We start from the raw sequence: 23,870 nt of genomic DNA, 5'->3' as shown, positions 1-23,870 counted from the left end.
AGGCCGCGAGGATAAACGCTGGAACCTGGGAATGGGTGTGGGACCTACCAGACCGGCCCCGTGTATTTCTCACCCGGACCCTGGCCGGGCTCGTCAGGTATGGCGCTGGCTTCCCGAAAAGCCAACTGCAACGTCTTCAGGCCGTCTCGCACCGGTCCGGCGTGCGGGCCAAGGTATTCGACCGAGGCGGTGACGAGACCGGCCAGCGCGACGATCAGCCGCCGCGCCTCATCGAGGTCGCGGTAGGGGCTGTTCTCGGGATCGGCCGACGACAGTCCAAGCTTTTCGGCCGCCGCGCTCATCAGCATCACGGCCGCCCGGGTGATGACCTCGACGGCTGGTATGTCGGCCAGCTCACGTAGTGGTAGGTCGTCGGGGTCTGCGGAGTCGTCCGTCGCGATTCTGGGATCATCGGTCATGCCTGCTAGACTGGCATGCGCGACCGTCCCGGCTAACGCCAGGACAGCAAGTGGAGTCCCACTCCCACCGTTGGCCACGGAAAGATCCAAAGGCTCAGCGGTCCGGTCACAGACATCCTACGGATGTCTGTTCTGCGTCTCACGCAGGCGGTTTACGCCGCGACCGGTCGGCATCGGGCCCTGCATATGCAGGGCCTTCTCGCTGATGGCGTGGCATATTTCTCGCTGTTCTGCGTTGTTCTCCGTGGTCGGTCCTGACCAGAGGAACAACCCGGGAGGCCCCATCAGCACTGAGACCCGCATCAATGAGCGCATTCGCGTACCTGAAGTCCGCCTGATCGGACCTGGTGGCGAGCAGGTAGGCATCGTGCGCATCGAAGATGCTCTCCGCGTCGCGGTAGACGCCGATCTCGACCTTGTCGAAGTGGCGCCAGACGCCAAACCACCGGTCTGCAAGATCATGGACTACGGCAAGTTCAAATACGAGACGGCTCTCAAGGAGCGCGAGTCTCGCAAGAACCAGCAGCAGACCGTCGTCAAGGAACAGAAGCTTCGCCCCAAGATCGACCCGCACGACTACGAGACCAAGAAGGGTCACGTCGTGCGCTTCCTCGAGGCCGGGTCGAAGGTCAAGGTGACCATCATGTTCCGCGGACGCGAGCAGTCGCGGCCCGAACTGGGTTACCGCCTCCTGCAGAAGCTGGGCGCCGACGTTGCCGATTACGGCTTCGTCGAGACGTCCGCGAAGCAGGACGGTCGCAACATGACGATGGTGCTGGCACCACACCGAGGCGCCAAGACCAAGGCGAGGGCGGCCCACGACGCTGCTGCGCCACCGGCACAGCGCGCGGCGGCGAGCAGCCCGGCTCCGGCGGAGCCGACTGAGACACCAGACCCAACACCGACCTGATTCAGCGACGAACACTGAATCATCACTGAGAACTGAGGACACATGCCCAAGGCCAAGACCCACAGCGGCGCTTCGAAGCGGTTCCGCCGAACGGGAACGGGAAAGATCGTGCGCCAGAAGGCCGGCCGTCGCCACCTTCTCGAGCACAAGTCGTCGCGACGGACTCGTCGCCTCGACGGCACCGCTGTCGTCGCTGAGAACGACACCAAACGCGTCAACAAGATGCTGAACGGTTAATCCCGTACCCCCATATTCGTAGTTCGACCGAGAATCAAGAAGAGGACAACCCATGGCACGCGTGAAGCGGGCAGTCAACGCGCAAAAGAAGCGGCGTACCGTACTCAAGGCCTCTAAGGGCTACCGCGGTCAGCGGTCCAGGCTCTACCGCAAAGCCAAAGAGCAGCAGCTGCATTCATTGACCTACGCCTACCGCGACCGGAAGGCCCGCAAGGGTGACTTCCGTAAGCTGTGGATCTCGCGGATCAATGCTGCCGGCCGGGCCAACGGCATCACCTACAACCGACTGATCCAGGGCCTCAAGCTCGCCGGTGTCGAGGTGGACCGCAAGAACCTCTCGGAGATCGCCATCAGCGACCCGGCCGCGTTCACCGCACTGGTCGAGATCGCGAAGGCTGCTCTGCCTGAGGACGTCAACGCGCCGTCCGGGGAAGCCGCCTGAGCCTGGCCGAAGGCCCGCTGACCGAACGCTCCGCGAGAGTGGCGGCAGCGCTCAAACTGCACCGAACAGTCGGACGCCGCCGCGCCGCACGCTTTCTCGCCGAGGGACCTAATCTCGTCGAGACCGCGTCGCGGCGCGGTTTGGTGTCGGAGGTGTTCGCCACCGAAGCCGCACTCGACCGGTTCGGGTCGATGCTGGTTGATGTTCCGGTCCATGTGGTCACCGAACGAGCCGCAAAAGCACTGTCGGAGACCGTAACTCCCGTCGGCTTGGTGGCAGTGTGTGAAGTGCCGCAGGTGACGTTGGCCGAGGTATTGAGCTCGGCCCCACGGTTGGTGTCGGTGGCAGTCGGCATCTCCGAGCCCGGCAATGCCGGCACCCTGATCCGGATCGCCGACGCTATGGGCGCGGGTGCGGTGGTGCTGGCCGGACACAGCGTCGACCCGTACAACGGGAAATGCCTGCGCGCGTCGACGGGCAGCATTTTCTCGATACCGGTGGTGGAAGAGCCGGACGCCGCCGCGGCGGTCGCCGCGTTGCACGAGGCAGGGTTGCGGACGTTGGCGACCACGGTGGATGGCGAACTCGACCTCGACGCTGCCGAATCGCTACTCGGTGAGCCGACGGCTTGGGTGTTCGGCCCTGAATCTCAGGGCCTGCCGGCCGACGTCGCTACGCTTGCGCAGCACCGGGTGCGGATCCCGATGCCTGGGAACGCCGAGAGCCTCAACGTCGCCGCCGCCGCCGCGATCTGCATGTACCAGAGCGCGCGAGCAGGGCGGCTGGGCTCCAGGCACTGATCCGTCCCTCGGGTTGATCGCAAAACTCTAAACGTTGTCCTTGTCGTCGGGCAGTGGCCGGTTCGCGACGACGGGGAACGGCCCGGTGTATCCCTGCCGTTCCTGCGCGACCGCCAGCACCCGGGAGCGCACCGCAAACCAGCCGATGGTCAGCGCGGGGACGATCACCACCAACGTCGCTACCGTCCACGTCCCGATGGGATGGTCGAACGCCATCAGGACCAGGACCGCTACCAGGAACACCAACGTGACGTAGCCGGTCCAGGGCGAACCCCACAGCTGGAATGACGGTCGATTCAGGATGCCCCGTTTCGACCACCGGAACAGCTGGATCTGACAGATGACGATGGTGCCCCAGGACGCGATGATGCCCAATGCGGCCATGTTGAGCACGATCTCAAATGCCTGGCCAGGTACGACGCCGTTGAGAAGAACGCCGAACAATCCGATGAACGCGGTGAGCAGGATTCCGCCGTAGGGCACACCGCCCTTGGACATTCGCGAGGTGAATTTGGGGGCACTGCCGTTCATCGCCATCGATCGCAGGATGCGGCCGGTGGAGTACAGACCAGCGTTGAGGCTGGAGAACGCAGCGGTCAGCACCACGATGTTCATGATCGTGCCCGCACCCTCGAAGCCGATCTTGGAGAAGAACGTGACGAACGGGCTCTCGCCGGCTTTGTAGGCGGTGTAGGGCAGCAGCAGGCCCAGCAGGAACAACGAACCCACGTAGAACAGGGCGATACGGGCAATCACCGAGTTGATGGCGCGCGGCATGATCCTCTCGGGATCGGCTGTTTCGCCGGCCGCGGTGCCGACGAGTTCGACTGCAGCATAAGCGAACACGACGCCGGAGGTGACGATCACCAGCGGTAGCAGGCCGGTCGGGAACAGTCCGCCGGCGTGCGACATCATGCCGAATCCGGTGGACTGGCCCTCGACCTTGTAGCGGCCGGCCAGAAATACGGTTCCCACCACCAGGAAAGTCACCAGCGCAACCACTTTGATAAGCGCTGCCCAGAACTCGAGTTCGCCGAACAGGGTCACCGAGATCAGGTTCAAGCACAGCACGACAGCCAGCGCGATCAACGCGATGAGCCATTGCGGGATGCTCGAGAACGACGACCAGAAGTGGAAGTAGGTGGCAATGGCCGTCGAGTCCACGATCGCCGTCATCGCCCAGTTCAGGAAGTACATCCAGCCGGCCACATAGGCTGCCTTCTCGCCCAGGAACTCGCGCGCATAGGACACGAACGATCCGGAGGACGGGCGGTGCAAAACCAGCTCACCGAGTGCCCGGAGGATGAAGAAGACGAAGACACCGCAGATGGCATAGACGATGAACAACGCTGGTCCCGCGCTGGCAAGGCGGCCGCCGGCACCGAGGAACAGGCCGGTACCAATCGCGCCGCCGATGGCGATCATCTGGAGCTGACGCGGTTTCAGCCCCTTGTGGTAGCCCTCGTCCTCTTGGGTAAACGCCGAGGTGTCATATTCCGCCGCAGAGGCTTTCTTCGCCATCTGGTCATGTCCTCCCACTAATGATCAGGGTCGGCGGGCGTCACGATCGCCGGCGGCCGGTGGTGAATTGTCGGACACGTCGCGGAAGGTGAGGACGAATCCGACAACCGCGATCACCGCAGCGATCGCATAACCGATGATCGAATACCAGCCGGCGTGCAGGTAGGCGGTCACCGCGACGATTGCCATCGCCAAGAACACCATGCACATGCCGATCAACGGGATCTTGGCGAACAAGTCACCTGGTGCCATCAGCCTCACCTCGCTCGATTCTGCGATATCTCACAGTGAACACCTGCTGCCGGTGGGGTGGCAGCGGAATTCGTCAAATGCGCACCGCGCTCGGGTGGGCGGACGAACGTGCGGCCGGGGTCGTCTTCGTCCGGCCGGATTTTCAGGTCAGGTCGTCTTCTTGCGACTCGATGACAGTCTGGGACGGGGCGGACCGCTCCCACAGCACCGCTCCCACGCAGGCCGTGACCACCCAGGCCGTGCCGATGACCCCGCACCAGGTCAACAGCGCCATCGCCACCCCAATCGGGCCCAACTCGTCCCATCCGTTGAGCAGGCGGGGGAACACGATCCGGGCGGCGATCGGAATGATGGTTCCGTCGATGACAACGCCGGCCAGGCCGGCAAGCACCACATACTTCCGGCCGCGGCCGCCATCGCGGACCAGCAGCATCGGCGTCAACGACCAGAAGATCCAGACCGGGATGAGTGAGGCCACGAAGCGAACCACTCGCAGGAGGCCGTGGTGATCGCCGCCGAATGCAATTCGCTCCCGGAAGCCGATCATCGCCAGATATAGCGCGAACCACGCGACACCGCGCCAGACCTTGCCGACCAAGCCGAATTGCTCACGGCGCCAGGCTTTCGCGAAGACCCCGGCGATCGTCGTCCCCATCGGGATCACCCATATCAGGAAGCCGGCGACGCCGACGAAGGTCCAGCTGGATCTCAGCCCCGACGAATGTCCAAAGGCGTCGCGCACATGGTCGGTCAGCGGTGCCACCAGGCCGAGAGCGCGACTGAACACCGTTCCGGGACTGGCGTTGTCGGCGAAACCCGTCAAATAGCTGAACCCCATGATGATCAACGGGATGACGGTGGTGAACAGCTGAACCGACACGAGAATGCCCAGGGTGCTGCCGTCGATCTCGTTGAACCGGGTGATGATCGCCGCCGCCGGACGGACTTGGCGTGCCGCCGCCAGCTGACGATAGCGCTCTTCGAGCCGTCGACGGACGGCAAGCGGGTTGGGGCCTTCGCTCACGAGTGGGACGCTACCTCGGCATGACCGAGGCGACCACTACCGCGTCGTCGACTGTGGGCAGGGTGATCTGGATGTGCGATACCGTGAGTGCGCCTGCGGTCCAGAGGGTTTGGTAATCCGCCGACGAGGCGACCAGCTGCAGGGTGACCGTGTGCCCGGGTTGCAGGGTCTCGGCCACTGGTTGCAGCGTGATGTTGACGGTGTGAGGCTGGCCGTCCAACGTCACCGGGATCGGCGTGATCTGATTTCCGAGCACCTGGCCGGTGGTGTCATCGACGAGTTGGGCGTAGACGTGGCTGCTGATTCCCTGGCCGGAATAGGTCAGGCTCAGCTGTGGTGCGCCGACGATATACGTCGTGCTGGTGGGCGCCGGGACGGTGAGGTTGTAGGCATTCAACGCCCGTGTCCCACCGATGGGTGCAACCAGCAACAGCGGGCCAGAACCGCCGATGAAGGGCAGCAACGGCATAGTGCCAATGCTGTTACTCGACGCGCTGATTGGGGTTCCTGCCGATGCCGGGTAGCTGCTCGACGAGTAGTACTGCCCACTCTGGTCGACCCACTCGAACTGAGGGCCGGTGACCGCGCTCTGGTCTTGCTTGACGTAGCGCGCGAGCCAGGCGAGGGTGTCCGCCGTGATCAGGTTGCCGTCGGTGGGGTCGAACAGGTTGTTCGTGCACAGCCCGTGGCCGCCGCAGAACCATACGACCTTGGTGGGTACGCCGGCATTGATCAAGGTCAATGCATTCAGATTCGCTTCCTGCAGCGTGAACAGTGTGTCGACAGTGCCCTGGATGATCAGGGTCGGCGCGGTGACGTCGCCGACGAGTGCGGCGGGACCGCGCGCGGTCAGCAGGTCCCGCTGCTCCGGAGTCAAGCTTCCGGTCAGCAGGCCGTAGATCGCCGCCGGGTAGATCGCCGGATTCGGCCGGGCCAGCGTCGCCACCAGGACGGCGGTCAGCAGAGATCCCCAACCGCTCTTGAAGGCTTGGTTCGGATAGAGCGAGGAGTTCAGTGTGTTCCATGAGATGGCCGGAACAATCGCGTCTACCCGGTGGTCCGTGGCCGCTGTCACCCACTGGACACCACCGCCATAGGAGGCGCCGACCATCCCGAAGCGTGGGTCGCCAGGAGCGTCGAGCTGAACCTCCGGTTGGGTGGCCATCCAGCTCACGATGGCCGAGACGTCGCGGGCCTCGAAGTCGGGGGAGTCGAGCTCCAGTTCCCCGCCGGAGTTGTATTCACCGCGCGGATCCCAGGTGACGACGTTGTAACCGGCATTGCGCAGAGTGCCGACCTGCACTGCGCCCAGGAAATCGGTCAGGATGCCGTCGAACGGCGTGCCATCGAGGCTGGTGCTGCCGGGCATGCCGAGACCGGGCCCCGCCAGGATCGTGGGAGCTTGTTGCCCGGCTTGCAGTCCTGTGGCGGGCATGAAGTGCACATAGATCTGGGTGCCGTCGAATGAGGTCAGCTTGATGTCGCGGGCGACCGGCGCGTTGGCCGGTGCGCTCGGGTCCACCGGGTAGCCGACGAACGGATGCACCAGATCGCCGAAGATCGGGATCTGGTGGATGAACGCGACGATCGGTGTCACCAAGACCGGCCCAAGCACTGGGATGCGTTGCAAGAAGGCCAGTGGCGGCGTCTGGGTGACGGCGACGCCGGGTAGTGCGGCCGGTGTGACTACGACGTTCGCGGCCTCCGTAGTGAGGGCTGCGGACACCGGCCCGCTGTTCGCGGCGATCGAGGTGGGAGGGCGGGCGCCACTCTCGGTGTGTTTGCGCGCCACAGCCAGGGTGGACCACGTCGCCGCCACGTCCAAGGGCGGCGTTGTCGGAGCGCCGTCGGTGGAGGGGATGGTCAGGCTCACGATGGGCGCGGCTGCCCTGTCGACCAGATGACCGGTGGCTGGTGCGGAGTCGACAGTGGTGCCGGCTGTCGAGGTGGCGGGTACCGCTGCGGTTCTGGTGCTGTATGCGCCTGGCGCCCTCGCCCCGGCCTTGGCGACAGTGGTTGCGGCTCGGGGCTTTCCGGCTGTGGTACTCCCCGACTTCGAGTCCGAGCCTGCACTCGCCGAGGACGATGCCGAACCGGAGGGTGCACCCGTGTCGGCGGATGCCGCACCGCAGCCGTACAGCACTGCGGCACCGATCCCCAGGGCTGCCGCCAAACCGCCGACCCGTCCCACGTACGCCGCTGCCCCCATACCCACCAGACTCCGTCAGATCCCGCGTTCCACCGGCAGCAATCCGCGCTCGACGGCTGCCACGAGTGCGGCATGGTCGGCTTCGGTCTGGTCGGCATACCGCCGCGCGAACACAGCCAATGCCTTGTCCACGCGATCGGAATGTCCCATGTATCCGGCGATCATCGAGGCACCGCTGGTTCGGGCATGTCCTTTGGCCAGCAGCTGCCCCACGACGGCGGCGTAATCCTCGAGAGTGGAGGCGTCGATGGCATCAAGTGGGATGCGGCCCTTCATATTTCGGAACTGTCGCACGTAGTACTGCCGGCCGGCCATCGTGGTCCACCCCAGCAGCGGATCACTGACCGTCTGCAGCGACTGCTGGTACTCCACAACTCGTTGGCCTTGATGCGCATGCCACGCCGACTCGCCGTGCACATAGCGTGCCAGCACCGATCGGCGGGCCTGCTTGAGCTGTAGGAACACCACGTCTTCGGGCGAGGAGCCCTCGAGGAGCGCGACGTAGGCGCGCAGTCCGACGCTACCGACCCCGACGACCTTGTGCGCGACATCGAGCAGCGTGTAGCCGCCGAGTACCCGACGCCAATACGGGGACAGAGTTTCCAGATAATCGTCCAGGGCCTGCGCCAGCAGCTCCGCCTCGCGTTCGGGCAGCCGCGTGATCAGCGGCGGTTCCGCGATGATCTTCCGGACGCCGTCGACTTCATGGGTGAAGCGCGGCAACGCCCGGTCACCGGTCCGGGAGCGCGCCCGCTCCGCGGAACGGGCCACCTCCGCCTGCAGCGGGCCGGCCGTCTCGGCAGCCAGCCGGTCGACGTCCAGCCGGACGAAGGCGCGGGTGAACAGTGGCAGGTCGGCCAACCTGCGCAACTCGTGGCGGTAGGCCGCCACGCAGGACAGCACTGCGTCCTCACAGTGCTGTTCCGACGCTCCGTTCTCTCGGCCCGCCACCCAGATACTGGCCACCAGTCGCCGCAGGTCCCATTCCCAACCGCCCGGGTGCGCCTCGTCGAAGTCGTTGAGGTCGATGACCAGATCGCGTTCCGGTGACGCGTAAAAGCCGAAATTGCCCAGGTGGGAATCGCCGCACACCACGGGCGTGATCCCGGTGGAGGGCAGGTGCGCGACATCCTCGGCCATCACCACGGCGGTGCCGCGAAGAAAGCCGTAGGGGGAGGCGATCATTCGGCCAACCCGGATCGGGATGAGCCGGTGGACTCTGCCCTGGTGACTGAGATTGATCAGGGCTACCGGGTCTGGCCGGTCTCCTGGAGGTGTCCACTCGGCTAATGAACTGCGCGGCACCTTCTCTCGGAGCCTTTTGCCCAGCGCATAACGTTCTGCTCTCGTCACGGGTCGCTGCCGCAACGAGCGGTAGGACCCACCGTCGACCTCCGCGAGCACGGTGTGGCCGGCGGCCGCCTTGGCGCCACCGGCGCTTTTCGATGAGTTGTCCATCCCGGCCTACCTTCTCACGAAACAGGCCCGGTGATACCCGCTAACACCAACTGAGCAGGCGCGGGTCAGGTCGACGCCAAGTACGTCGCGATTCCCCGGGTGACGGCAGCCGCATAACTCCTCCTGCCGTCGACGGAGCTCAAGACGGCGGCATCCTCGGTGTTCTTCATGTTGCCCATCTCGATGAGAATCGACGGGTACTGGGCGAGGTTGAGGCCGGCCAGGTCGGCGCGTCCGTAGAGGCCGTCGGTGCCGCGGTAGGTGGAGGGTTGCATTCCGGCGGAGACCAACTGGTCGCGCATGACGGTGGCGAATCTCGGCGCAGGCCCGGACTGTGCGTCGTTGAGCGGCGGGTTGGAGTAGTTGACGTGAAACCCGCGCCCATCCGTCGGTCCGCCGTCGGCGTGGATACTGACGATCGCGTCCGGGCGAAGGGCGTTGGCCATTTCGGCGCGCTGGTCGACGCAGGGCCCCAGCGCATCGTCGTCACCGCGCGACATGGCGGTGCGTACTCCGAGTTGACTGAGTTCGGCCCGGATGCGTAGCACGGTGTCCCAGTTGAAGGAGTGTTCGGGGTACCCGCCATCGGTTGTGGTGCCGGTGGTTTGGCATTCCTTGGTCCCACCGCGACCGGTGGGCACCTGTCGGTTGATGGAGGCATCGTTGGCGCCGTTGTGCCCGGGATCGAGGAAGACGATCTTGCCTGCGAGGCTCGACGTGGCCCTGGCTGCCGGAGTGTTGAGTAAGGGGATCGTATTCAGGGTCAACAACACTGGTGCGCTGGCTGCGTACCTGAGTACGGTGCGCCGAGTGGGGCGGTCGCCTCGGCACCCGCGCGATTGGTCGTCTTGCATGGCGGAAAGGTAGCCACCCAACCTTGGGTCCGGTCAACGACATGTGAGGCAGCGGTCATCGAAACCCGATCGCATGCGTATTGATACCGGTGCGTGATTCGATGCTCGTGTCGTCGGAGACCACCGCGGCGACTGCCAGTCTGCTGTGAATGTTGGCGCCCGGGACGCATGGGTGCTGTTGGGGCGTAGCGTCCTGCAAGTCATTGGCAAGTAGTACGTACCGAGGAGATGGACGGGATGCACATTCCGGACGGCTATCTGTCTCCTGCGACGTGCGCGGTCGGCTTGGCCGTCGCGGTCCCGCTGCTTGCCGTTGCTTCCGTGCGGGTGAAGAAGGTGGTCAAAACTCGGCAGGTGCCTACGCTGGCGATGCTGTCGGCGGTCTGCTTCCTGACGATGATGTTCAACGTGCCGATCCCGGACGGCACCACCGCACATGCCGTGGGTGGGGCGCTGGTAGCCGTCCTACTGGGACCGTGGGCCGCGATGATCGCCGTCGCCGTCGCGTTGGCCTTCCAGGCCCTGCTGTTCGGGGACGGTGGGGTGCTCAGCTACGGCGTCAACGTGTTCAATATGGCCGTCGTGTTGCCGTTCGTGGCCTACGGCGTCTACCGCCTCGTCTCCCGTGGAAGCACGCTGACCTCGGGGCGGCGCGTTGTGGCCGCCGCCGTCGGTGGCTACGTCGGGCTCACTACGGCCGCGCTGTGCTGCGGCATCGAACTCGGCATCCAGCCCATCTTCTTTCATGACGCATCGGGGACTCCGCTGTATTCGCCCTACCATCTTTCGCAGTCGGTTCCGGCGATGTTGTTGGCACACATGGTGGTTGCCGGTGTCGTCGAAGCGTTGATCACCGGCGGCGTCGTCGCCTACCTGCAGCGGGCCAATGTGCCTCTGCTCCAAGTGAATAACCCGGGAGTTCCGGTCGACGCCGATGGAGATCCGGCACCGCGGCCCAAGGTGCGACCCATCGTGGTAGCGGCGAGCGCGATGGCGGTCTTGGTGATACTCACACCGTTGGGTCTGCTGGCGCCCGGGGGAGCGTTTGGTGAAGCTGCTCCAGAAGACCTCGACCTCGGAAAGTTTGGCTTGAAGGCCATCCCCGCCGGGCTGGCGAAGTACGCCGGGTTCTGGCACCACACGCTGCTCGGCGACTACGGCTTCTCCGACGGCTCGCACCCGAGCATTGGTTACCTGGTGTCTGCGCTCGTGGGAATCGTCGTTGTCGGCGCCGCGGTGTACCTCATCGTGCGCGCAGTGCAGGCGGTCACGGGGCGCAGAACAGGTGACCAGAGCGACGTCGATACGCCGGCGGAGACCTCTGCATGACGGCGGTGGCATCTACCGATGCGTCCGCACCGGACTGGCTGCTCAACCGCGAGGTTGCTCTGTGCCCGTGCGGATGTATCGGCAAGCGCCGCAAGGGTTCCTACGTCGAGAAGACCCTCACCGGCGGTGCTGATCTGCTGCGGCAGGTGATGTTCAGCGACGACACGTCGGAGCAGAGCGGGCTGCTGCAACGGATCGACCCGCGGGTCAAGCTGGTCTCGCTGTTCGGGTTGCTGGTCGTCGGAGCCTTGCTGCACTCCATACCTGCGCTCCTGGTGCTCTACGCAAGCACCTTGGTGCTCGCCGCGAGCAGCGCGCTGCCACTCGGGTTCTTCGTCAAACGGGTCTGGCTCTTCGTCCCCATCTTCACCGGATTCGTCCTGATACCAGCTACTCTGAGCATCGTCACCCGAGGTGACGTGATACTGACTCTGTGGCACTGGAACGGCCAGCCGCAAGGAATCACCCAGCAGGGACTGGTGTCCGCGCTACTGGTCATCTGTCGCGTCGCGTCGTCCATCAGCCTGGTGATTCTCCTGACGCTCACGACTCCGTGGACCCGGCTGCTGGCGTCCTTGCGCGCGCTGGGAGTGCCACGCATGTTCGTGCTGATCATCGGGATGGCGTACCGATACCTGTTCTTGCTGCTCGGTACGGTGACGGACATGTACGAGGCCCGCAAGGCGCGCACGGTCGGCGCAGAGAAGCACGACGGAGCCGCCCGCAAATTCGTCTTCGCTTCCGCCGGTGCGTTGATCGGAAAGTCGTTGGCGCTCTCCGAAGAGGTGCATCAGGCGATGGTCTCGCGTGGTTATCGTGGTGACGTAAGGGTTCTCACCCAATCGAGACCTGCCCGAGCGGAACTGCTGTTCGCCGCCGGCGTTGCCGCGTTTGGCGCCGCGCTGTTGATCGGTGAGCGCTTCCTTGTCGGCTGAAAACTCGGGGCCGATCCTCGCGTGCACCGACCTCGTCTACCGCTACCTCGGGAAGTTCGAAGCGCTCGCGGGCGTGTCGTTGACGGTTGCGGCAGGGGAGAAGGTCGCACTGTTGGGTGCGAACGGATGCGGAAAGTCGACGCTTCTCAAAGTCCTCGACGGCCTGGTGTTCCCGGACAGCGGCGGCTACACCGCGTTCGGCGAACCCGTCACCGAGGACACCCTCGAGGACGAACAGATGAACATGGGCTTTCGATCCCGGATCGGTTTCGTCTTCCAGAACAGCGACGCCCAGGTCTTCTCGCCGACCGTGCGCGACGAACTCGCCTTCGGGCCGCTGCAGCTCGGCCTGGATCGCGCTGAGACAGCTGGCCGCGTGGATGACGTTCTTCGTCTGCTGGGGATCGAAGACCTGGTCGATCGGGCGCCGTTCCAGCTCTCCGGGGGCCAGAAGAAACGGGTTGCCATCGGAACGGTGCTCACGATGAACCCCGAGGTGTTGCTCTTCGACGAGCCGACCGCAGCGCTCGACCCACGGACCTCCGAGTGGCTGACCGGGTTGATCGAAGAACTCGCCACGGCAGGCAAGACCATCGTGCTGGCGACCCACGACCTCGACAGCCTCGACCGCCTTGCCGACCGCTGCATCGTCTTCGGCGAGGATCACACAATCTTGACGGACGGATCGCCGAAAGACGTTCTGGACGACCGGATGCTACTGCTCGAGGCCAATCTGATCCACGAAAGAACGCGGCTGGCAGGCCAGACTCGCGGCCGCTCAGGCGGGTGAGTGTGCGTGCTCCCCGGTGACCGCTTATCCGCATTTATGCGCAGATATTAGGAGAGGGGGCATACTGCGAACATGACGAAAGGGAGCGCGGCTACGGATCACAGCGTCGAGCAGGCGCGGTCGATCCTGCGCCGTCACGGTCTGCGGTGCACAGCGCCCCGGCTGGCCGTGACGTCGGTGTTGTTCGCGGTGCCGGAAGCAGGCCACCTCAACGCGCAGGAGATCGTGGCACTACTCGAGGAGCGCGGCGACCCCGTAGATCTCACCACCGTCTATCGAACTCTGGCCACCCTGGTCGACGTCGGGGCGCTACACGCACTCACCGTCCACGAGCGCACGACCTACGGTCTGACCGCTAACGCTCACCACCACGCGGTGTGCACTTCCTGCGGCGAGGTCATTGAGGTTCCCGCCGAACAACTCTCCCAAGCCTTGGCGCATGCCAGTGATGGCAGCAGATTTGCACTGTCCGCCACGGCGGGTCTCACCCTGCACGGCCTCTGCCCGCGTTGCCAGTTGCAGGCGAGTGGATGAGCAGTACCGGCAACAGTGCACCCCTGCAGCCGCGCGTGCGGATTTGACCTACTCAGATGGCTGAAGGTGAGTGATGACGGCGAGATCTCGGCCGGCATCTTTGGCGGCATAAAGGGCGGCGTCTGCTTGCCGGTGGAGCACGTCCGCCAACTCGACCGGATCCCGATGCGCGGGTGTGACGACGATTCCCGCTGACACAGTCACCGCGCGACTTCCCGGCGCCGGTCGTATTCCCAGCTGCGGGACACCCTGCCGGATCTGTTCGGCTCGTTCGCTACCGTCACCGCTGGTATCGATCCAGACGATCGCGAACTCTTCACCGCCAAGCCGTGCTGCGATCCCGCCGACCGCGGCCGCCATCTCGGTGAGGTACTGGCCCACGACGCGCAGGCACTCATCGCCGGCGAGGTGCCCCAATCCGTCGTTGTAATCCTTGAATGAGTCGATATCAAGAATCGCGAACGCGACTTGCCTATCAGCCTGAACGGCCGACCGGAGCAGATCGTTTAACGACTGATCGAATTGTCTGCGGTTGAGCAGTCCGGTCAACGGGTCTTCTCGGGCGAGTCTGTCCAACCGTTGATCGACGAGCCAACTGATCCGTCGGGAGCGCTCGAGTTTGTACGCGAAGCGCAGTGTCACCGACACCATCACGATGCAGGCGCTGACGGCGAGCAGCCGATTACCGGTGATCGGGAAAGCCGTGAGTTCGACGGCCACTATTCCAGTCAGTCCCGCCAGCGCAGCGGGTGCCAGCATGGTGAAAGGGATCTGGACTACGGTCAGGCTCAACAAAACTGACAGCGGCATGATCAGCGGCACGACGTCGTAGCCTTTGGGCAGCTGTACCACTCGTTCGGCCATCTGGGCAGACAGAATGACTGCCACCCCGGCGATGTAGAGCTGTGGCGACCAACGATTCAGGCGGGTCCAGGTGTTGCCCACCAAGGCCAGCAGTGCACCCGGGGTCAGCCCGAAGATGAGTGTGAGCCGGCCGAGTCGGTCGGCTTCAGGGGGAATCTTCAATAGCGGAGTCTGAAACATGAGCAGCAGCGCAATCACGACGAGCAGACCGATCATGATGAGCCGGCGTGCACTGCGTCCCTCGGCGGCGAACACCGCCTGGAACTTCGATTCGGGACCAGGCGCAAAGCGCAGCGAGCGCGGCAGCTCAAACTCGCCCGCAGTGGAAGGCTGACGTTCGGTCGGGTCATCGTATCGATCGCGGGAACCGCGAAGTTCCTGTCCGGCGAACACGATCAACGAGTCACGTCCGGCACGTTTGGCCTCATACAGCGCGGTGTCCGCCCGCGCGAACAAATCACTGACAACGCTGTCGATATCGGAGTCGCCGGGCGCCATACATGCAAGTCCTGCAGATGCAGTGATCGTGGTTGGGACACCAGGCAGCGGTTCCAGCGTGATATTCGCCAGGCCATGGCGCAATTGCTCTCCGCGCGTGGCGGCCGTTGCGCCATCGAACCACAAGACGGCGAACTCCTCGCCGCCGAGGCGCGCAACGAACCCGTCGGTTCCAGTTGCCATCGTGAGATGCTCGGCGACCACGGCCAGGCACCCATCCCCGGCCGGGTGACCGTACTTATCGTTGTAGGTCTTGAAGTAATCGACATCCAGAATCATGAGTGCGAAGGCGCCGTCGCGCTGCCGAGTGGATTCGACCGTGGTCCGCAAGATCTCATTGAAATGTCGCCGATTCGCCAGGCCGGTGAGCGGATCTGTCTTCGTCAAAAGATCCAGCTCGCGCTGGCGCAGCCAGCCGAGGCGGGTCCAGCGTTCGAGGTCATAGGCGGCGGGCAGAGCGACCGTGACCATCGCGGCAGCGGCCGCGATGTCGAACAGCCCGTTGCTATCGGTATCTAGCACCAGTAACTCGACACCGACCAAGCCGACCAATCCCAACAGGATCGCTGGGGCCAGGACCACAAACCGGATCTGCACGACGATCAGGCTCATGAGCACCGCGATAGGCATAACCAGCGGAACGATGTCGATACCGTTGTCCAGGCACGCGACTCGCAGCGCCATCATTGCGCCGATATCGATGTAAACCGAGGCGATGAACAACGCCGAAGACCACCTGCGCAGCGGACTGCGATCGCCACTGAACCAGCGCAACACCATCGGAACCAGCACACCGATGACCAGGAAGCGACCGAGCGGCAACACGTCGGGCGGCACATCCAGAAGCACCCGGTTGCAGATCAGCACGATCGTGATGACCACCAGCATGATCAGCCACATCTCTGATCGCGCGCTGCGCCCTATCCGGTCGAAATAGACCCGGTACTCGGCCTCTAGCGGACCGTCGAAACGAATCGAACCCAGTACCGGCGCCCAGGCTCGTCGCAAACGGCTCAACATCGCATCGGTGCCATCGCCGACATGCCCACGCAAGCACAGCGAGCCGCATCGAGGGGGGAGTAGGCCGCACTCGACTCAATGCCGGCAACAAACTCGGAACTCGTCACGCCCCCCCTTGCGTCATCCACGGCGGGGCTGACCGCGGCCGTTCCTGCGGGCAAAGAAGTCCCGAGTATGGCGGCCGTCAAGTCAGCCCAGCCGAAACGGCTGTGACGCACAACCTGTCACATCAGGATTGGAATCCAGCGCTGTTACCACCACAGGAACATAGCCACCGTGGACACTGAACAAAGCCGGCGCTGTACCCACATCCGAAAACTACCGCCTGCTGCGTTTCGTCAAGTGATTTGGCCCCACCGTCGTCACGAATTTCGGCCCCACCTCGTCTAGCTGGTGAGCTTGAGTGAACTGCCATCGACATCTCGTCACCTAACAATGAAATCGTTCATTAAGTGATTGAAATCTTCGTCGAGCTGGAGCAATGGTCAACAGATGACACGGGGTGCCGTTGGATAGAACGGGAGGGGTCAAGCGTGTCAGCTGCGCCGACGTTGTCATCACGCAGAGGTGCGAGTCCTTGCACCTCATGCAACTCGCATTAGTTTATTGCCGATAAGCTACATTATGTCAACTCATGTACGCCGTTTTCATCTGATGAATCAGGAACGCTTTGAGCGGCCCCTCACCCGCAGTGTTGGGTCGAGTTGCCAAAGCGCCTTGACGCCAACAGGTTCAGTGGATTGCGCCAGGTTCTCGCCACCTCCTTCCGGTGCAGTTGTCGCGACACGCGCCTATCAACGTTCGTTTCACGATGGACCTACCAGGCCCGATGTGGTAATGATTCAGTAGATGATTCAATGATGCATCAGATGAGACGTCCGGGAGGCCGAATTGCCCGTCGATAAGAGCGGTCGCGTGTTCCTGGTTGGTTCCGTTCCGCTGCTGCATCCTGAGGTCCAAACGGTCGAGGAAATGTTGGACGGCTGGCGCAACCAGCAACTGTGCCGCAACCTCGACCACGACACCATCGACGGCCGTATCGGCCTGGTTCGCCGGTTCATCGCGCACACCAACGAGTTCCCTTGGTCGTGGACACCGGCCATCGTCGAGGAATTCTTCGCCGATCTGCGTGGCATCAAGGGCCGCCGCCAATCCACGATCCGCGGCTATCAGAACGGCCTACGGTTGTTCTGCTCCTACATCGCTGATCCCGACTACGGCTGGGACCGAGTCTGCGAGCAACGATTCGGCACGCACCCGGCACAGGTGTTCTTCGCCTGGAACACCGCCACCCACGTCCAGGACAACGAACAAGACCCTGAGAAGCGGCCCTTCACCAAACGGGAGCTGCAGGACTTCTTCGACCACGCCGACGATCAGGTCACGCTGATCGCCAACTCGAAGAAGAAGGGCTGGTTACCGGCCTACCGCGATGCGGTGATGTTCAAGGTCGCCTACTCCTACGGAGTGCGCTTCAACGAGCTGCGGCACCTTCAGACCGTCGACTTCTCCCGCAACCCACACGCACCGGAGTTCGGCCGCTACGGCGTAGTGAAGGTCCGCTACGGCAAGGCCAAGAAAGGCTCCCCACCCAAGCGGAGGACCGTTCTGACGGTGTTCGACTGGACGCCTGACATCATCAGTGACTGGCTCACTCACGGTCAGCCCTACCTCGACGACGGCATCGACCTGTTCCCCAGTGAGCGCGGCGCTCTGGTTGCCGAACGGACGCTGCTGCGCAGATTTCGGCGGTACTGCAACGACCTCGAGCTCTCCGCTGGCCTGGATCTGCACTCGTTTCGGCGTTCTTACATTACCCACCTCATCGAAGACGGTTGGGACGCCAAGTTCGTGCAGGACCAGGCCGGCCACGAGTACGCGAGCACCACCTCGCTCTACACGGGCGTCTCAAGTGACTTCCGCACCCGTACTCTGCGCCGCGTCCTGGACCAGACCATCAAAGATGCTCTCTCCTTCGGCGAAGAGACATCGTGAAACGCGACGTCGACTACACCTGGCGCCTCGCCGAGCTGATGGCCGCGCACGGCATGCACAACAGCACCGACCTCATCCCCCGCCTCGCTGAACGCGGAATACAGCTGTCCCGGCCACAGGTCTACCGCATCGTGCACCAACGTCCCGAACGCGTAGCCCTGCAGTTGATGGCAGCACTGTGCGACATCCTCGGTTGCGGCGTCGAAGATCTCGTCACCGTCACGGCCACCGACGCTCGCAAGAAGAAGACCGCCTCGGGCACAACTGCACCACCCAACGTCGTCGAACTCAACAAGTCCATCCGACCCCGACGAGCACGAGTCATCACCGATGGCAACGATTAACCCCACACCGCGATCCACTACCCGCGGTCGACCACGCGTCACTACCGGCGCCCTCGAATGCAGCCGATGCCACCGAATGGCCAACAAGCTGCGGGTCTACTGGCCTGGAGATCAGCTCTGCCACAGCTGCTTCTACACCGCGATGCGCACCCACGGCATTTGTCCCAACTGTGGACACGACGGCGTCCTTCCTGGCCGAACTGACGACACCGACTCGCGCCCGGTCTGCCTGACGTGCGCCGGCATTCCGGGCGACTTCACCTGCAGGACCTGCCATGGCGAAGGCGAGATCTACCGCCGCGGCCGGTGCGCCCGCTGCGCCCTGCGCGAGGACCTGTGCAAGATTCTGCTGCACGATCCCGCCGACTTGTCCGCCATGCAAGCACTCATCGAAGTACTCTGCGCAGTGGAGCGACCCGAGAGCATTCTGACCTGGAAGCGCAATCAACAAGTGCTGGAGCTACTTGGCGGAATCAACTCCGGCGCAATATCACTGACCCACGACGGCCTTACTGCGGCAGGTTCCGGCCGCCATATCGATCACCTGCGCAGCCTCCTGCAACACCACGGACTGCTCCCACAACGCGACGAACACCTGGCGCGCTTCGAAGTCTGGCTGGCCGCCAAAATCGACGCGATCGACTCCCCGACGGTTCGCACTCCGGTCGAGCAATTCGCGACCTGGCACCATCTCCGACGCCTGCGCAGCGAATCTAGACCCGGCCAATCATCCGACGGCCCAAAACGTTCGGCGAAGCAAGAGATCACCGAGACCGTAAAGTTCCTCACCTGGCTCGAACAGACACACCAGTGCACCGTCGCTGACTGCACACAACAAGATGTCGACGAGTACCTCGCCTCTGGTCCGACTACCCGCCATCTGATCCGGACCTTCTTCATCTGGGCGAAGAAGAGCAAGATCAACGTCGCGGTCCAGATCGGTTTCCGAGACGCGAAAACCAGTCCGACGATCACCCAAGACCAACGCCTGGCATGGCTCAAGGAACTGCTCACTGGCGACTCCGAGAGCCTTCCCTACCGGGTTGCCGGCGTCCTGCTACTCCTCTACGCCCAGCCGCTGACCAAGATCGCGGCCCTGCAGTCCACTGCGATATCTCAAGCCGATGGAGAGACCCGGATCGCGCTCGGTAAGGACCCCATCCCCGTCCCCGAGCCATTCGCCTCCCAACTGAACTACCACCTTCGCCATCGCCCCAACCTGCGTACCACCGGCGGAGCAGTAGGCACACCGTGGCTCTTCCCGAGTAGCCGACCCGGTCGGCACATTGATCCGCAGGCCGTCATGATGCGACTACGGGGAGTCGGCATAAACCTGCAAGGTGCGCGCAACACCGCCCTCCAAACTCTCGTCTCCGAAATCCCCGCTCCCCTGGTCGCCGAAATGCTCGGCTACAGCGATCAAGTCACCCAGAAACACGCGGATCTGGCCGGGACGACCTGGGCAAACTACGCAAGTTCGCGAAACGCGGCACCGTCAAGGAGTGAACGGACTGATGGATCTAACTGAGAGTGAAGAGCGTTACATCCGGGACTACGTCAATACCCAGTCACCCGATGACGACCAAGCCGGGTTGGTCCAGAAGATTGGGTCGCAACGTGTCCTTGGTCGTACCCACGAAATCTACGACGTCCATGGCGCATCGACGCGATGGTGGGTGGTCACCGACCCGACCAACCTCTACCTACAGACGGATTTCCCAAAGGCCGAACACGCATTGACATTTCATATCGGACTTGGCGTAATGATGGCTGAACGTAGCCGATCGGAACTTGCGGACGAGGACGAAGAACACGTTCCGACGTCTTGGCGTCGTTATCGTCAGGCACTTCAGGCTATGAACGAGGCGACGGAAGCCGAGGACTACCAGGCAGTCGGCATCAAATGCCGAGACGCACTTATCGCAGTGGCCAAAGAACACGCTGACTCAGAATGGGTTGGTGAAATCGCCGAACGGCCGAAGGCCGCGGACTTCAAAGGCTGGGCGAATATCTTCGCCGACCGCCTCACCGAAGGACGCATGCGGTCTTACATGAAGGCGCTCGCCGAGAAGACTTGGGACCTAACCGTGTGGCTCCAACACAACAGTAACGCAAACGAATACGACGCAGATCTCGTGCTCGAAGCTACAGCGCATGTTCTTGGGAGTCTCGGCAAATTGATCCGCCGACACGAAGATGGAGAACCTGAGCGGTGCCCGAGGTGCGAATCTTACAAATTGGAGGAGGACATCGTAAAAGATGACTCTCGCGAAGGGTTTTACGAGTCCACGGTCTGCGGTGCCTGCAACTGGCGGTCGGAGCCAACGTACACGTCGTGGGCAGAACACTTTAAAGACGCTGATCTTGAGGGGTACTTGACGGGCCCCGGTCTCGGGCTATGCGACCGCCTGCACCACGACCACGACGACAGCGAAAACCCGGCTGGCTCAACACCTCAGAAGTCCCCAGGCGCGCAAACGTGAGGATCGCTACACGGCTACCACTGCGTGTTCCCGGGCCAAGTGGCGGTGGGCCGGTTGGCTAGCGAAGCGCTTGCAGACGGCGCCGAATCAAGATGGAGAATTCGATGAATGACCTCATACCTAACCTGGACAAGCTCGCTCAGTTGCTCGAAAAGGACTCGGACGCAGCCCAATTGGTGGCAGCGTTTTCAGCCGCTTCTCTGCCGGAAGCTCAAGCGAACCTTCGAAAGATTGCCAGCGGTTGGGACGGGCCCGACGAGCGGGAAAACTCCACGGGTAAGGCACGCTCTTGACGATCTCGTACATCGAAGTCTGTGGGTTTCGGTCATACGGTGTCGAGCCGCAGCGGGTTGAGCTAAGCGCTGGGTTGACGGTCATCCACGCAGACAACAGCCAAGGAAAAACGAGCCTGGCCGAGGCATTTGAATTTCTTCACACCGGCACAATCTCGCGGCGTCAACTCGCCGGCGGCAGCCCGGGTGAATTCGAAGGGGCCTTGCGAAACGCGCATATCGGTCCGGCGGCTCAGGTCTACGTAGAAGTGGGATTGCTCGACGCAAATGGGACTGAGGCGATCATCCGCCGAGAACTCAACGTCGATTACCGCGGAGCTACCGACTGCGAAAGCACGTTGACGGTGAACGGGGTAACGACCGAGTCGGTGACCGACGTCGGTCTTCACCTATCAGATCCTCCTCTAGCTGCCCCGGTGCTGCTTGAACATGCACTGCGCTATGCGGTTTCTGCCAAGCCGGGCGATCGAAGCGACTACTTCAAAGCAATGCTCGAAGTCGCTGACCTGGACTTAGTGCGCACCGAAATCGCCTCCCTCGTCACCGAAAGGGAGGCACGACCGCGGGAGTCATTAGTCCAGAAGTTTGACTCGCTTGCCTCAGTCCCAGCGTTGTCGCAAATGCTGACAGCTTCGCAGGTGACGAGCGAACAGCAACTCGCGACTTCCATGCTGACAGTGCTGAACACGATCATGCCGCCCCCACCGGAAGACGTACCAGATGAGCAACCGCTCGTCACGGCAATTGACCGAGTCCAGCGCGAGCTTGCTTCGCGGCAGAACAGCGTGGTGCCCGTTCGCCAACTACGGCCAAGTCGAAATACTCAGCCAGGTATACACATTGAGGTCACAAGATCTGAAAAGCATGAGCAAGTCCCCGACGACGTAGCGCTAACAGCGCGATTATCCGACTACAACACACTTGCAGGCACCCTAGAGCGATCCGTCTCCGACGTGCTGCCGCTTCTCACGGCCGCGCTCAGTGTCGATGTGGTCGTGCAACATGACGGTGACGGACCCATTGACTGTCCGCTGTGTCAGACATCTGATGCCTTGACCGCTGAGCGACTTGCCGCCATCCGGCGGCAGGTGGCCGACCAACAAGGCCTTACGCAATCTGGATCCGCGCTTCGCACCACAGTCCTCAGTCTCGCCGCTGATCTGAAGAGGATCAGAGACTGGTCAGCACAGACAACGCCGACCGCTGCATCGTGGACCGTTGAGCAACGCAGTGCATACAGCGGAACGATCCTCCAACTGGGTGATAGCACCGAGGACTTCGATATTGCTGTGGCGGCAGCGATTTCACTCAAGACTGCGGCCAACGACCTCAACGATGCAATCGAGGCAGTACAGCCCGTCCTCGGGCGAATCGTCGATCGACTTGAACAGCTACTCGACGTCGCGGACCCAGACATCACCGAGCTAGTACAGCGCGACCTCGTCATGCGTCAATGCCTGGAGAAGCACGCATCGGCAGTCGAAAGATCCCTTGCGGCATCAGATATCTGCATCGAGGACGTGGAGCCCAGACTCTCGGCGCTGAGTGCGACCGACGGCTGGATGGCGCTGATTGAGCTTTCCAGCAATACCGAATTGGTGTGGCAGGCCATCGTTCGACAAAGGAACGCAGATGGCTGCACCACTCGTTTGAAGGCGGCGCAACGCGTCATTGTCAGCGCCATTAAGAAGGTCCTCGACCAAAAGCTCGAGCTGATGGCCGACGAGATTCGGACCTGGTGGTCACTGATGCGCCCCAACGAACTAACCGTGTTCGATCGCATTTCCCGGCGCGGTTCGGGAAACCGCTACCTCGACTTGACGGCGTCGCTAGTGCCCGAACCGGCTGGCAGTGGAGTGATCCGCAACGCGCTCGCCGTCCTCAGTAACAGCCAGGTCAACGCCTTGGGCTTGGCAGCCTTCTTGGCCCGATGCCAGTTGCTGGACTGCCCTGCCATTTTCCTTGATGACCCAGTACCGGGCTCCGACCGGGAGCATCGCTATACCTTCGCAGGCTCTGTCGTCGCAAAACTGCTCGAGGATGGCCGCCAAGTGATCGTGGCAACACATGACGCAGAGCTTGCCCGAACGCTTCAAACTCTTCATCAGCATCTGCGCATCAACGAATTTTGCGCCAATCTCCTTGATCCACGAGTTGGCACGCGCATCATCCGCACAGGCGATGACTTTGAGCGCCTCATGCTCGACGCCTCCAGTCAAATGAGTTCACCACTGATAGAGAATCGAAGGGCTGCGGGAAACAGTCTCCGGATTGCAACGGAGAGGCTCGCAAAACACATTCTGGTAGCGGCGCGGGCTGCCGCAGGCGATGTGGATGCCTCGCTCCCCGACTACGACAATAAGAACTTAAGAGAACTTCGCCCGTTGGTCACCGGCCACGCCAAGGCCCCCAACGAGCCGGGACAGTGGACGACTCTTGCTCGTATTCTCAACGATTCCGACCACGACACAAGTCCACCTCAGCCTGCCGATCTGAAGATCTGCCACGACATGCTGAGGGATATCAAGCGACGGCACAAAGTGAGCACTCCGGCCGATGCCCAGTGAGCGCCTGGGTCTCCGCTTCAGCGAGGCCGGCAGGCCCAGCGGCTTCAGTGCCGCACCGATGCACATCATTACCCAAACAGCTTCTTCCCGAG

The 23,870-nt window shown here is 62.9% G+C and carries 22 protein-coding genes; 14 read left to right on the top strand and 8 right to left on the bottom strand.

Annotated elements, in window-relative coordinates; genetic code table 11:
- Positions 1-44: 44 nt before the first annotated feature.
- On the bottom strand, positions 45-419 hold the full coding sequence (locus tag H7J73_RS11685; protein WP_264067526.1) for a DUF1844 domain-containing protein: 375 nt from the start codon (positions 417-419) through the stop codon (positions 45-47).
- 205 nt (positions 420-624) lie between these two features.
- On the opposite strand from H7J73_RS11685, the gene infC reads away from it, so the two are divergent.
- From infC to H7J73_RS11665, 4 genes are read left to right on the top strand one after another with little or no spacing between them, the layout of a single operon-like run.
- Positions 625-1,329, top strand: coding sequence for a translation initiation factor IF-3 (infC, locus tag H7J73_RS11680; RefSeq protein ID WP_264067525.1), 705 nt, complete (start codon positions 625-627; stop codon positions 1,327-1,329).
- Between the two features lie 42 nt (positions 1,330-1,371).
- Positions 1,372-1,566, top strand: coding sequence for a 50S ribosomal protein L35 (gene rpmI / locus H7J73_RS11675; RefSeq protein WP_264067524.1), 195 nt, complete (start codon positions 1,372-1,374; stop codon positions 1,564-1,566).
- A 52-nt stretch (positions 1,567-1,618) separates the two neighbouring features.
- Positions 1,619-2,008, top strand: a complete 390-nt coding sequence (rplT, locus tag H7J73_RS11670; RefSeq protein WP_264067523.1) for a 50S ribosomal protein L20 — start codon at positions 1,619-1,621, stop codon at positions 2,006-2,008.
- A gap of 38 nt (positions 2,009-2,046) precedes the next feature.
- Positions 2,047-2,808, top strand: a complete 762-nt coding sequence (locus H7J73_RS11665; RefSeq protein WP_264067522.1) for a TrmH family RNA methyltransferase — start codon at positions 2,047-2,049, stop codon at positions 2,806-2,808.
- 27 nt (positions 2,809-2,835) lie between these two features.
- Here H7J73_RS11665 and H7J73_RS11660 read toward each other — a convergent pair whose 3' ends face one another.
- The 6 genes from H7J73_RS11660 to H7J73_RS11635 form a co-directional block, all read right to left on the bottom strand.
- On the bottom strand, positions 2,836-4,329 hold the full coding sequence (locus H7J73_RS11660) for an amino acid permease (protein WP_264067521.1): 1,494 nt from the start codon (positions 4,327-4,329) through the stop codon (positions 2,836-2,838).
- A 24-nt stretch (positions 4,330-4,353) separates the two neighbouring features.
- Complete coding sequence (locus tag H7J73_RS11655; RefSeq protein WP_264067520.1) at positions 4,354-4,581, bottom strand: hypothetical protein; 228 nt, start codon at positions 4,579-4,581, stop codon at positions 4,354-4,356.
- A gap of 142 nt (positions 4,582-4,723) precedes the next feature.
- A complete protein-coding gene (locus H7J73_RS11650) occupies positions 4,724-5,605 on the bottom strand; it encodes a hypothetical protein (RefSeq protein ID WP_264067519.1) in 882 nt (293 codons plus the stop codon).
- 10 nt (positions 5,606-5,615) lie between these two features.
- A complete protein-coding gene (locus H7J73_RS11645; RefSeq protein ID WP_264067518.1) occupies positions 5,616-7,814 on the bottom strand; it encodes a S15 peptidase family protein in 2,199 nt (732 codons plus the stop codon).
- 15 nt (positions 7,815-7,829) lie between these two features.
- Complete coding sequence (locus H7J73_RS11640) at positions 7,830-9,272, bottom strand: DUF2252 domain-containing protein (RefSeq protein ID WP_264067517.1); 1,443 nt, start codon at positions 9,270-9,272, stop codon at positions 7,830-7,832.
- A gap of 65 nt (positions 9,273-9,337) precedes the next feature.
- Positions 9,338-10,126, bottom strand: coding sequence for an Rv3717 family N-acetylmuramoyl-L-alanine amidase (locus H7J73_RS11635; RefSeq protein ID WP_435405469.1), 789 nt, complete (start codon positions 10,124-10,126; stop codon positions 9,338-9,340).
- Positions 10,127-10,363: 237 nt separating this feature from the next.
- Between H7J73_RS11635 and cbiM the strand changes: the two genes are divergently transcribed.
- The 4 genes from cbiM (at position 10,364) to H7J73_RS11615 (ending at position 13,714) form a co-directional block, all read left to right on the top strand.
- On the top strand, positions 10,364-11,455 hold the full coding sequence (cbiM, locus tag H7J73_RS11630; RefSeq protein ID WP_264067515.1) for a cobalt transporter CbiM: 1,092 nt from the start codon (positions 10,364-10,366) through the stop codon (positions 11,453-11,455).
- A complete protein-coding gene (gene cbiQ / locus H7J73_RS11625; protein WP_264067514.1) occupies positions 11,452-12,390 on the top strand; it encodes a cobalt ECF transporter T component CbiQ in 939 nt (312 codons plus the stop codon). The genes cbiM and cbiQ overlap by 4 nt, the downstream gene beginning before the upstream one ends.
- Positions 12,368-13,180, top strand: coding sequence for an energy-coupling factor ABC transporter ATP-binding protein (locus H7J73_RS11620; RefSeq protein WP_264067513.1), 813 nt, complete (start codon positions 12,368-12,370; stop codon positions 13,178-13,180). Before cbiQ ends, H7J73_RS11620 begins: the two co-directional genes overlap by 23 nt.
- Before the next feature lie 72 nt (positions 13,181-13,252).
- The gene (locus H7J73_RS11615; RefSeq protein ID WP_264067512.1) at positions 13,253-13,714 is read left to right on the top strand and encodes a Fur family transcriptional regulator; all 462 of its coding nucleotides are present in this window, start codon (positions 13,253-13,255) and stop codon (positions 13,712-13,714) included.
- A 48-nt stretch (positions 13,715-13,762) separates the two neighbouring features.
- Here the strand turns inward: H7J73_RS11615 and H7J73_RS11610 are convergent, their stop codons facing one another.
- Positions 13,763-16,093 (bottom strand): GGDEF domain-containing protein, encoded by a 2,331-nt coding sequence (locus H7J73_RS11610; RefSeq protein ID WP_264067511.1) that lies wholly within the window; start codon positions 16,091-16,093, stop codon positions 13,763-13,765.
- 894 nt (positions 16,094-16,987) lie between these two features.
- Between H7J73_RS11610 and H7J73_RS11605 the strand changes: the two genes are divergently transcribed.
- The 6 genes from H7J73_RS11605 to H7J73_RS11580 all read left to right on the top strand — a co-directional run bounded on the left by H7J73_RS11605 (position 16,988) and on the right by H7J73_RS11580 (position 23,778).
- Positions 16,988-18,091: a tyrosine-type recombinase/integrase gene (locus H7J73_RS11605; protein ID WP_264067510.1), complete on the top strand. Its 1,104-nt coding sequence runs from the start codon at positions 16,988-16,990 to the stop codon at positions 18,089-18,091.
- Positions 18,088-18,435 (top strand): helix-turn-helix domain-containing protein, encoded by a 348-nt coding sequence (locus H7J73_RS11600; RefSeq protein ID WP_020729198.1) that lies wholly within the window; start codon positions 18,088-18,090, stop codon positions 18,433-18,435. Before H7J73_RS11605 ends, H7J73_RS11600 begins: the two co-directional genes overlap by 4 nt.
- Positions 18,436-18,511: 76 nt before the next feature.
- Positions 18,512-19,963 carry a hypothetical protein gene (locus H7J73_RS11595; RefSeq protein ID WP_264067509.1) on the top strand — a complete coding sequence of 484 codons (1,452 nt, stop codon included), beginning with the start codon at positions 18,512-18,514 and terminating at the stop codon, positions 19,961-19,963.
- Entirely contained in the window at positions 19,950-20,918 is a 969-nt protein-coding gene (locus tag H7J73_RS11590) for a hypothetical protein (protein ID WP_264067508.1), read from the top strand. The genes H7J73_RS11595 and H7J73_RS11590 overlap by 14 nt, the downstream gene beginning before the upstream one ends.
- A 104-nt stretch (positions 20,919-21,022) precedes the next feature.
- On the top strand, positions 21,023-21,211 hold the full coding sequence (locus H7J73_RS11585; protein ID WP_264067507.1) for a hypothetical protein: 189 nt from the start codon (positions 21,023-21,025) through the stop codon (positions 21,209-21,211).
- A complete protein-coding gene (locus H7J73_RS11580) occupies positions 21,208-23,778 on the top strand; it encodes an ATP-binding protein (RefSeq protein ID WP_264067506.1) in 2,571 nt (856 codons plus the stop codon). Before H7J73_RS11585 ends, H7J73_RS11580 begins: the two co-directional genes overlap by 4 nt.
- Positions 23,779-23,870 lie beyond the last annotated feature (92 nt).

Origin of the sequence: Mycolicibacterium komossense (assembly GCF_025822605.1) — a bacterium.
In the GTDB taxonomy this organism is placed as follows: Bacteria; Actinomycetota; Actinomycetes; order Mycobacteriales; family Mycobacteriaceae; genus Mycobacterium; species Mycobacterium komossense.
This window is presented reverse-complemented; position numbering and strand designations above follow the sequence as displayed.

Bases quoted from the DNA above. Each gene is read 5' to 3' on its own strand.
- H7J73_RS11595 (WP_264067509.1), top strand. From the start codon at position 18,512: ATGGCCAACAAGCTGCGGGTCTACTGGCCTGGAGATCAGCTCTGCCAC.
- H7J73_RS11655 (WP_264067520.1), bottom strand. From the start codon at position 4,581: ATGGCACCAGGTGACTTGTTCGCCAAGATCCCGTTGATCGGCATGTGC.
- H7J73_RS11685 (WP_264067526.1), bottom strand. From the start codon at position 419: ATGACCGATGATCCCAGAATCGCGACGGACGACTCCGCAGACCCCGAC.
- rpmI (WP_264067524.1), top strand. From the start codon at position 1,372: ATGCCCAAGGCCAAGACCCACAGCGGCGCTTCGAAGCGGTTCCGCCGA.
- rplT (WP_264067523.1), top strand. From the start codon at position 1,619: ATGGCACGCGTGAAGCGGGCAGTCAACGCGCAAAAGAAGCGGCGTACC.
- H7J73_RS11590 (WP_264067508.1), top strand. From the start codon at position 19,950: ATGGATCTAACTGAGAGTGAAGAGCGTTACATCCGGGACTACGTCAAT.
- H7J73_RS11660 (WP_264067521.1), bottom strand. From the start codon at position 4,329: ATGGCGAAGAAAGCCTCTGCGGCGGAATATGACACCTCGGCGTTTACC.
- infC (WP_264067525.1), top strand. From the start codon at position 625: ATGGCGTGGCATATTTCTCGCTGTTCTGCGTTGTTCTCCGTGGTCGGT.
- H7J73_RS11615 (WP_264067512.1), top strand. From the start codon at position 13,253: ATGACGAAAGGGAGCGCGGCTACGGATCACAGCGTCGAGCAGGCGCGG.
- cbiQ (WP_264067514.1), top strand. From the start codon at position 11,452: ATGACGGCGGTGGCATCTACCGATGCGTCCGCACCGGACTGGCTGCTC.
- H7J73_RS11635 (WP_435405469.1), bottom strand. From the start codon at position 10,126: ATGCAAGACGACCAATCGCGCGGGTGCCGAGGCGACCGCCCCACTCGG.
- H7J73_RS11585 (WP_264067507.1), top strand. From the start codon at position 21,023: ATGAATGACCTCATACCTAACCTGGACAAGCTCGCTCAGTTGCTCGAA.
- H7J73_RS11640 (WP_264067517.1), bottom strand. From the start codon at position 9,272: ATGGACAACTCATCGAAAAGCGCCGGTGGCGCCAAGGCGGCCGCCGGC.
- cbiM (WP_264067515.1), top strand. From the start codon at position 10,364: ATGCACATTCCGGACGGCTATCTGTCTCCTGCGACGTGCGCGGTCGGC.
- H7J73_RS11645 (WP_264067518.1), bottom strand. From the start codon at position 7,814: ATGGGGGCAGCGGCGTACGTGGGACGGGTCGGCGGTTTGGCGGCAGCC.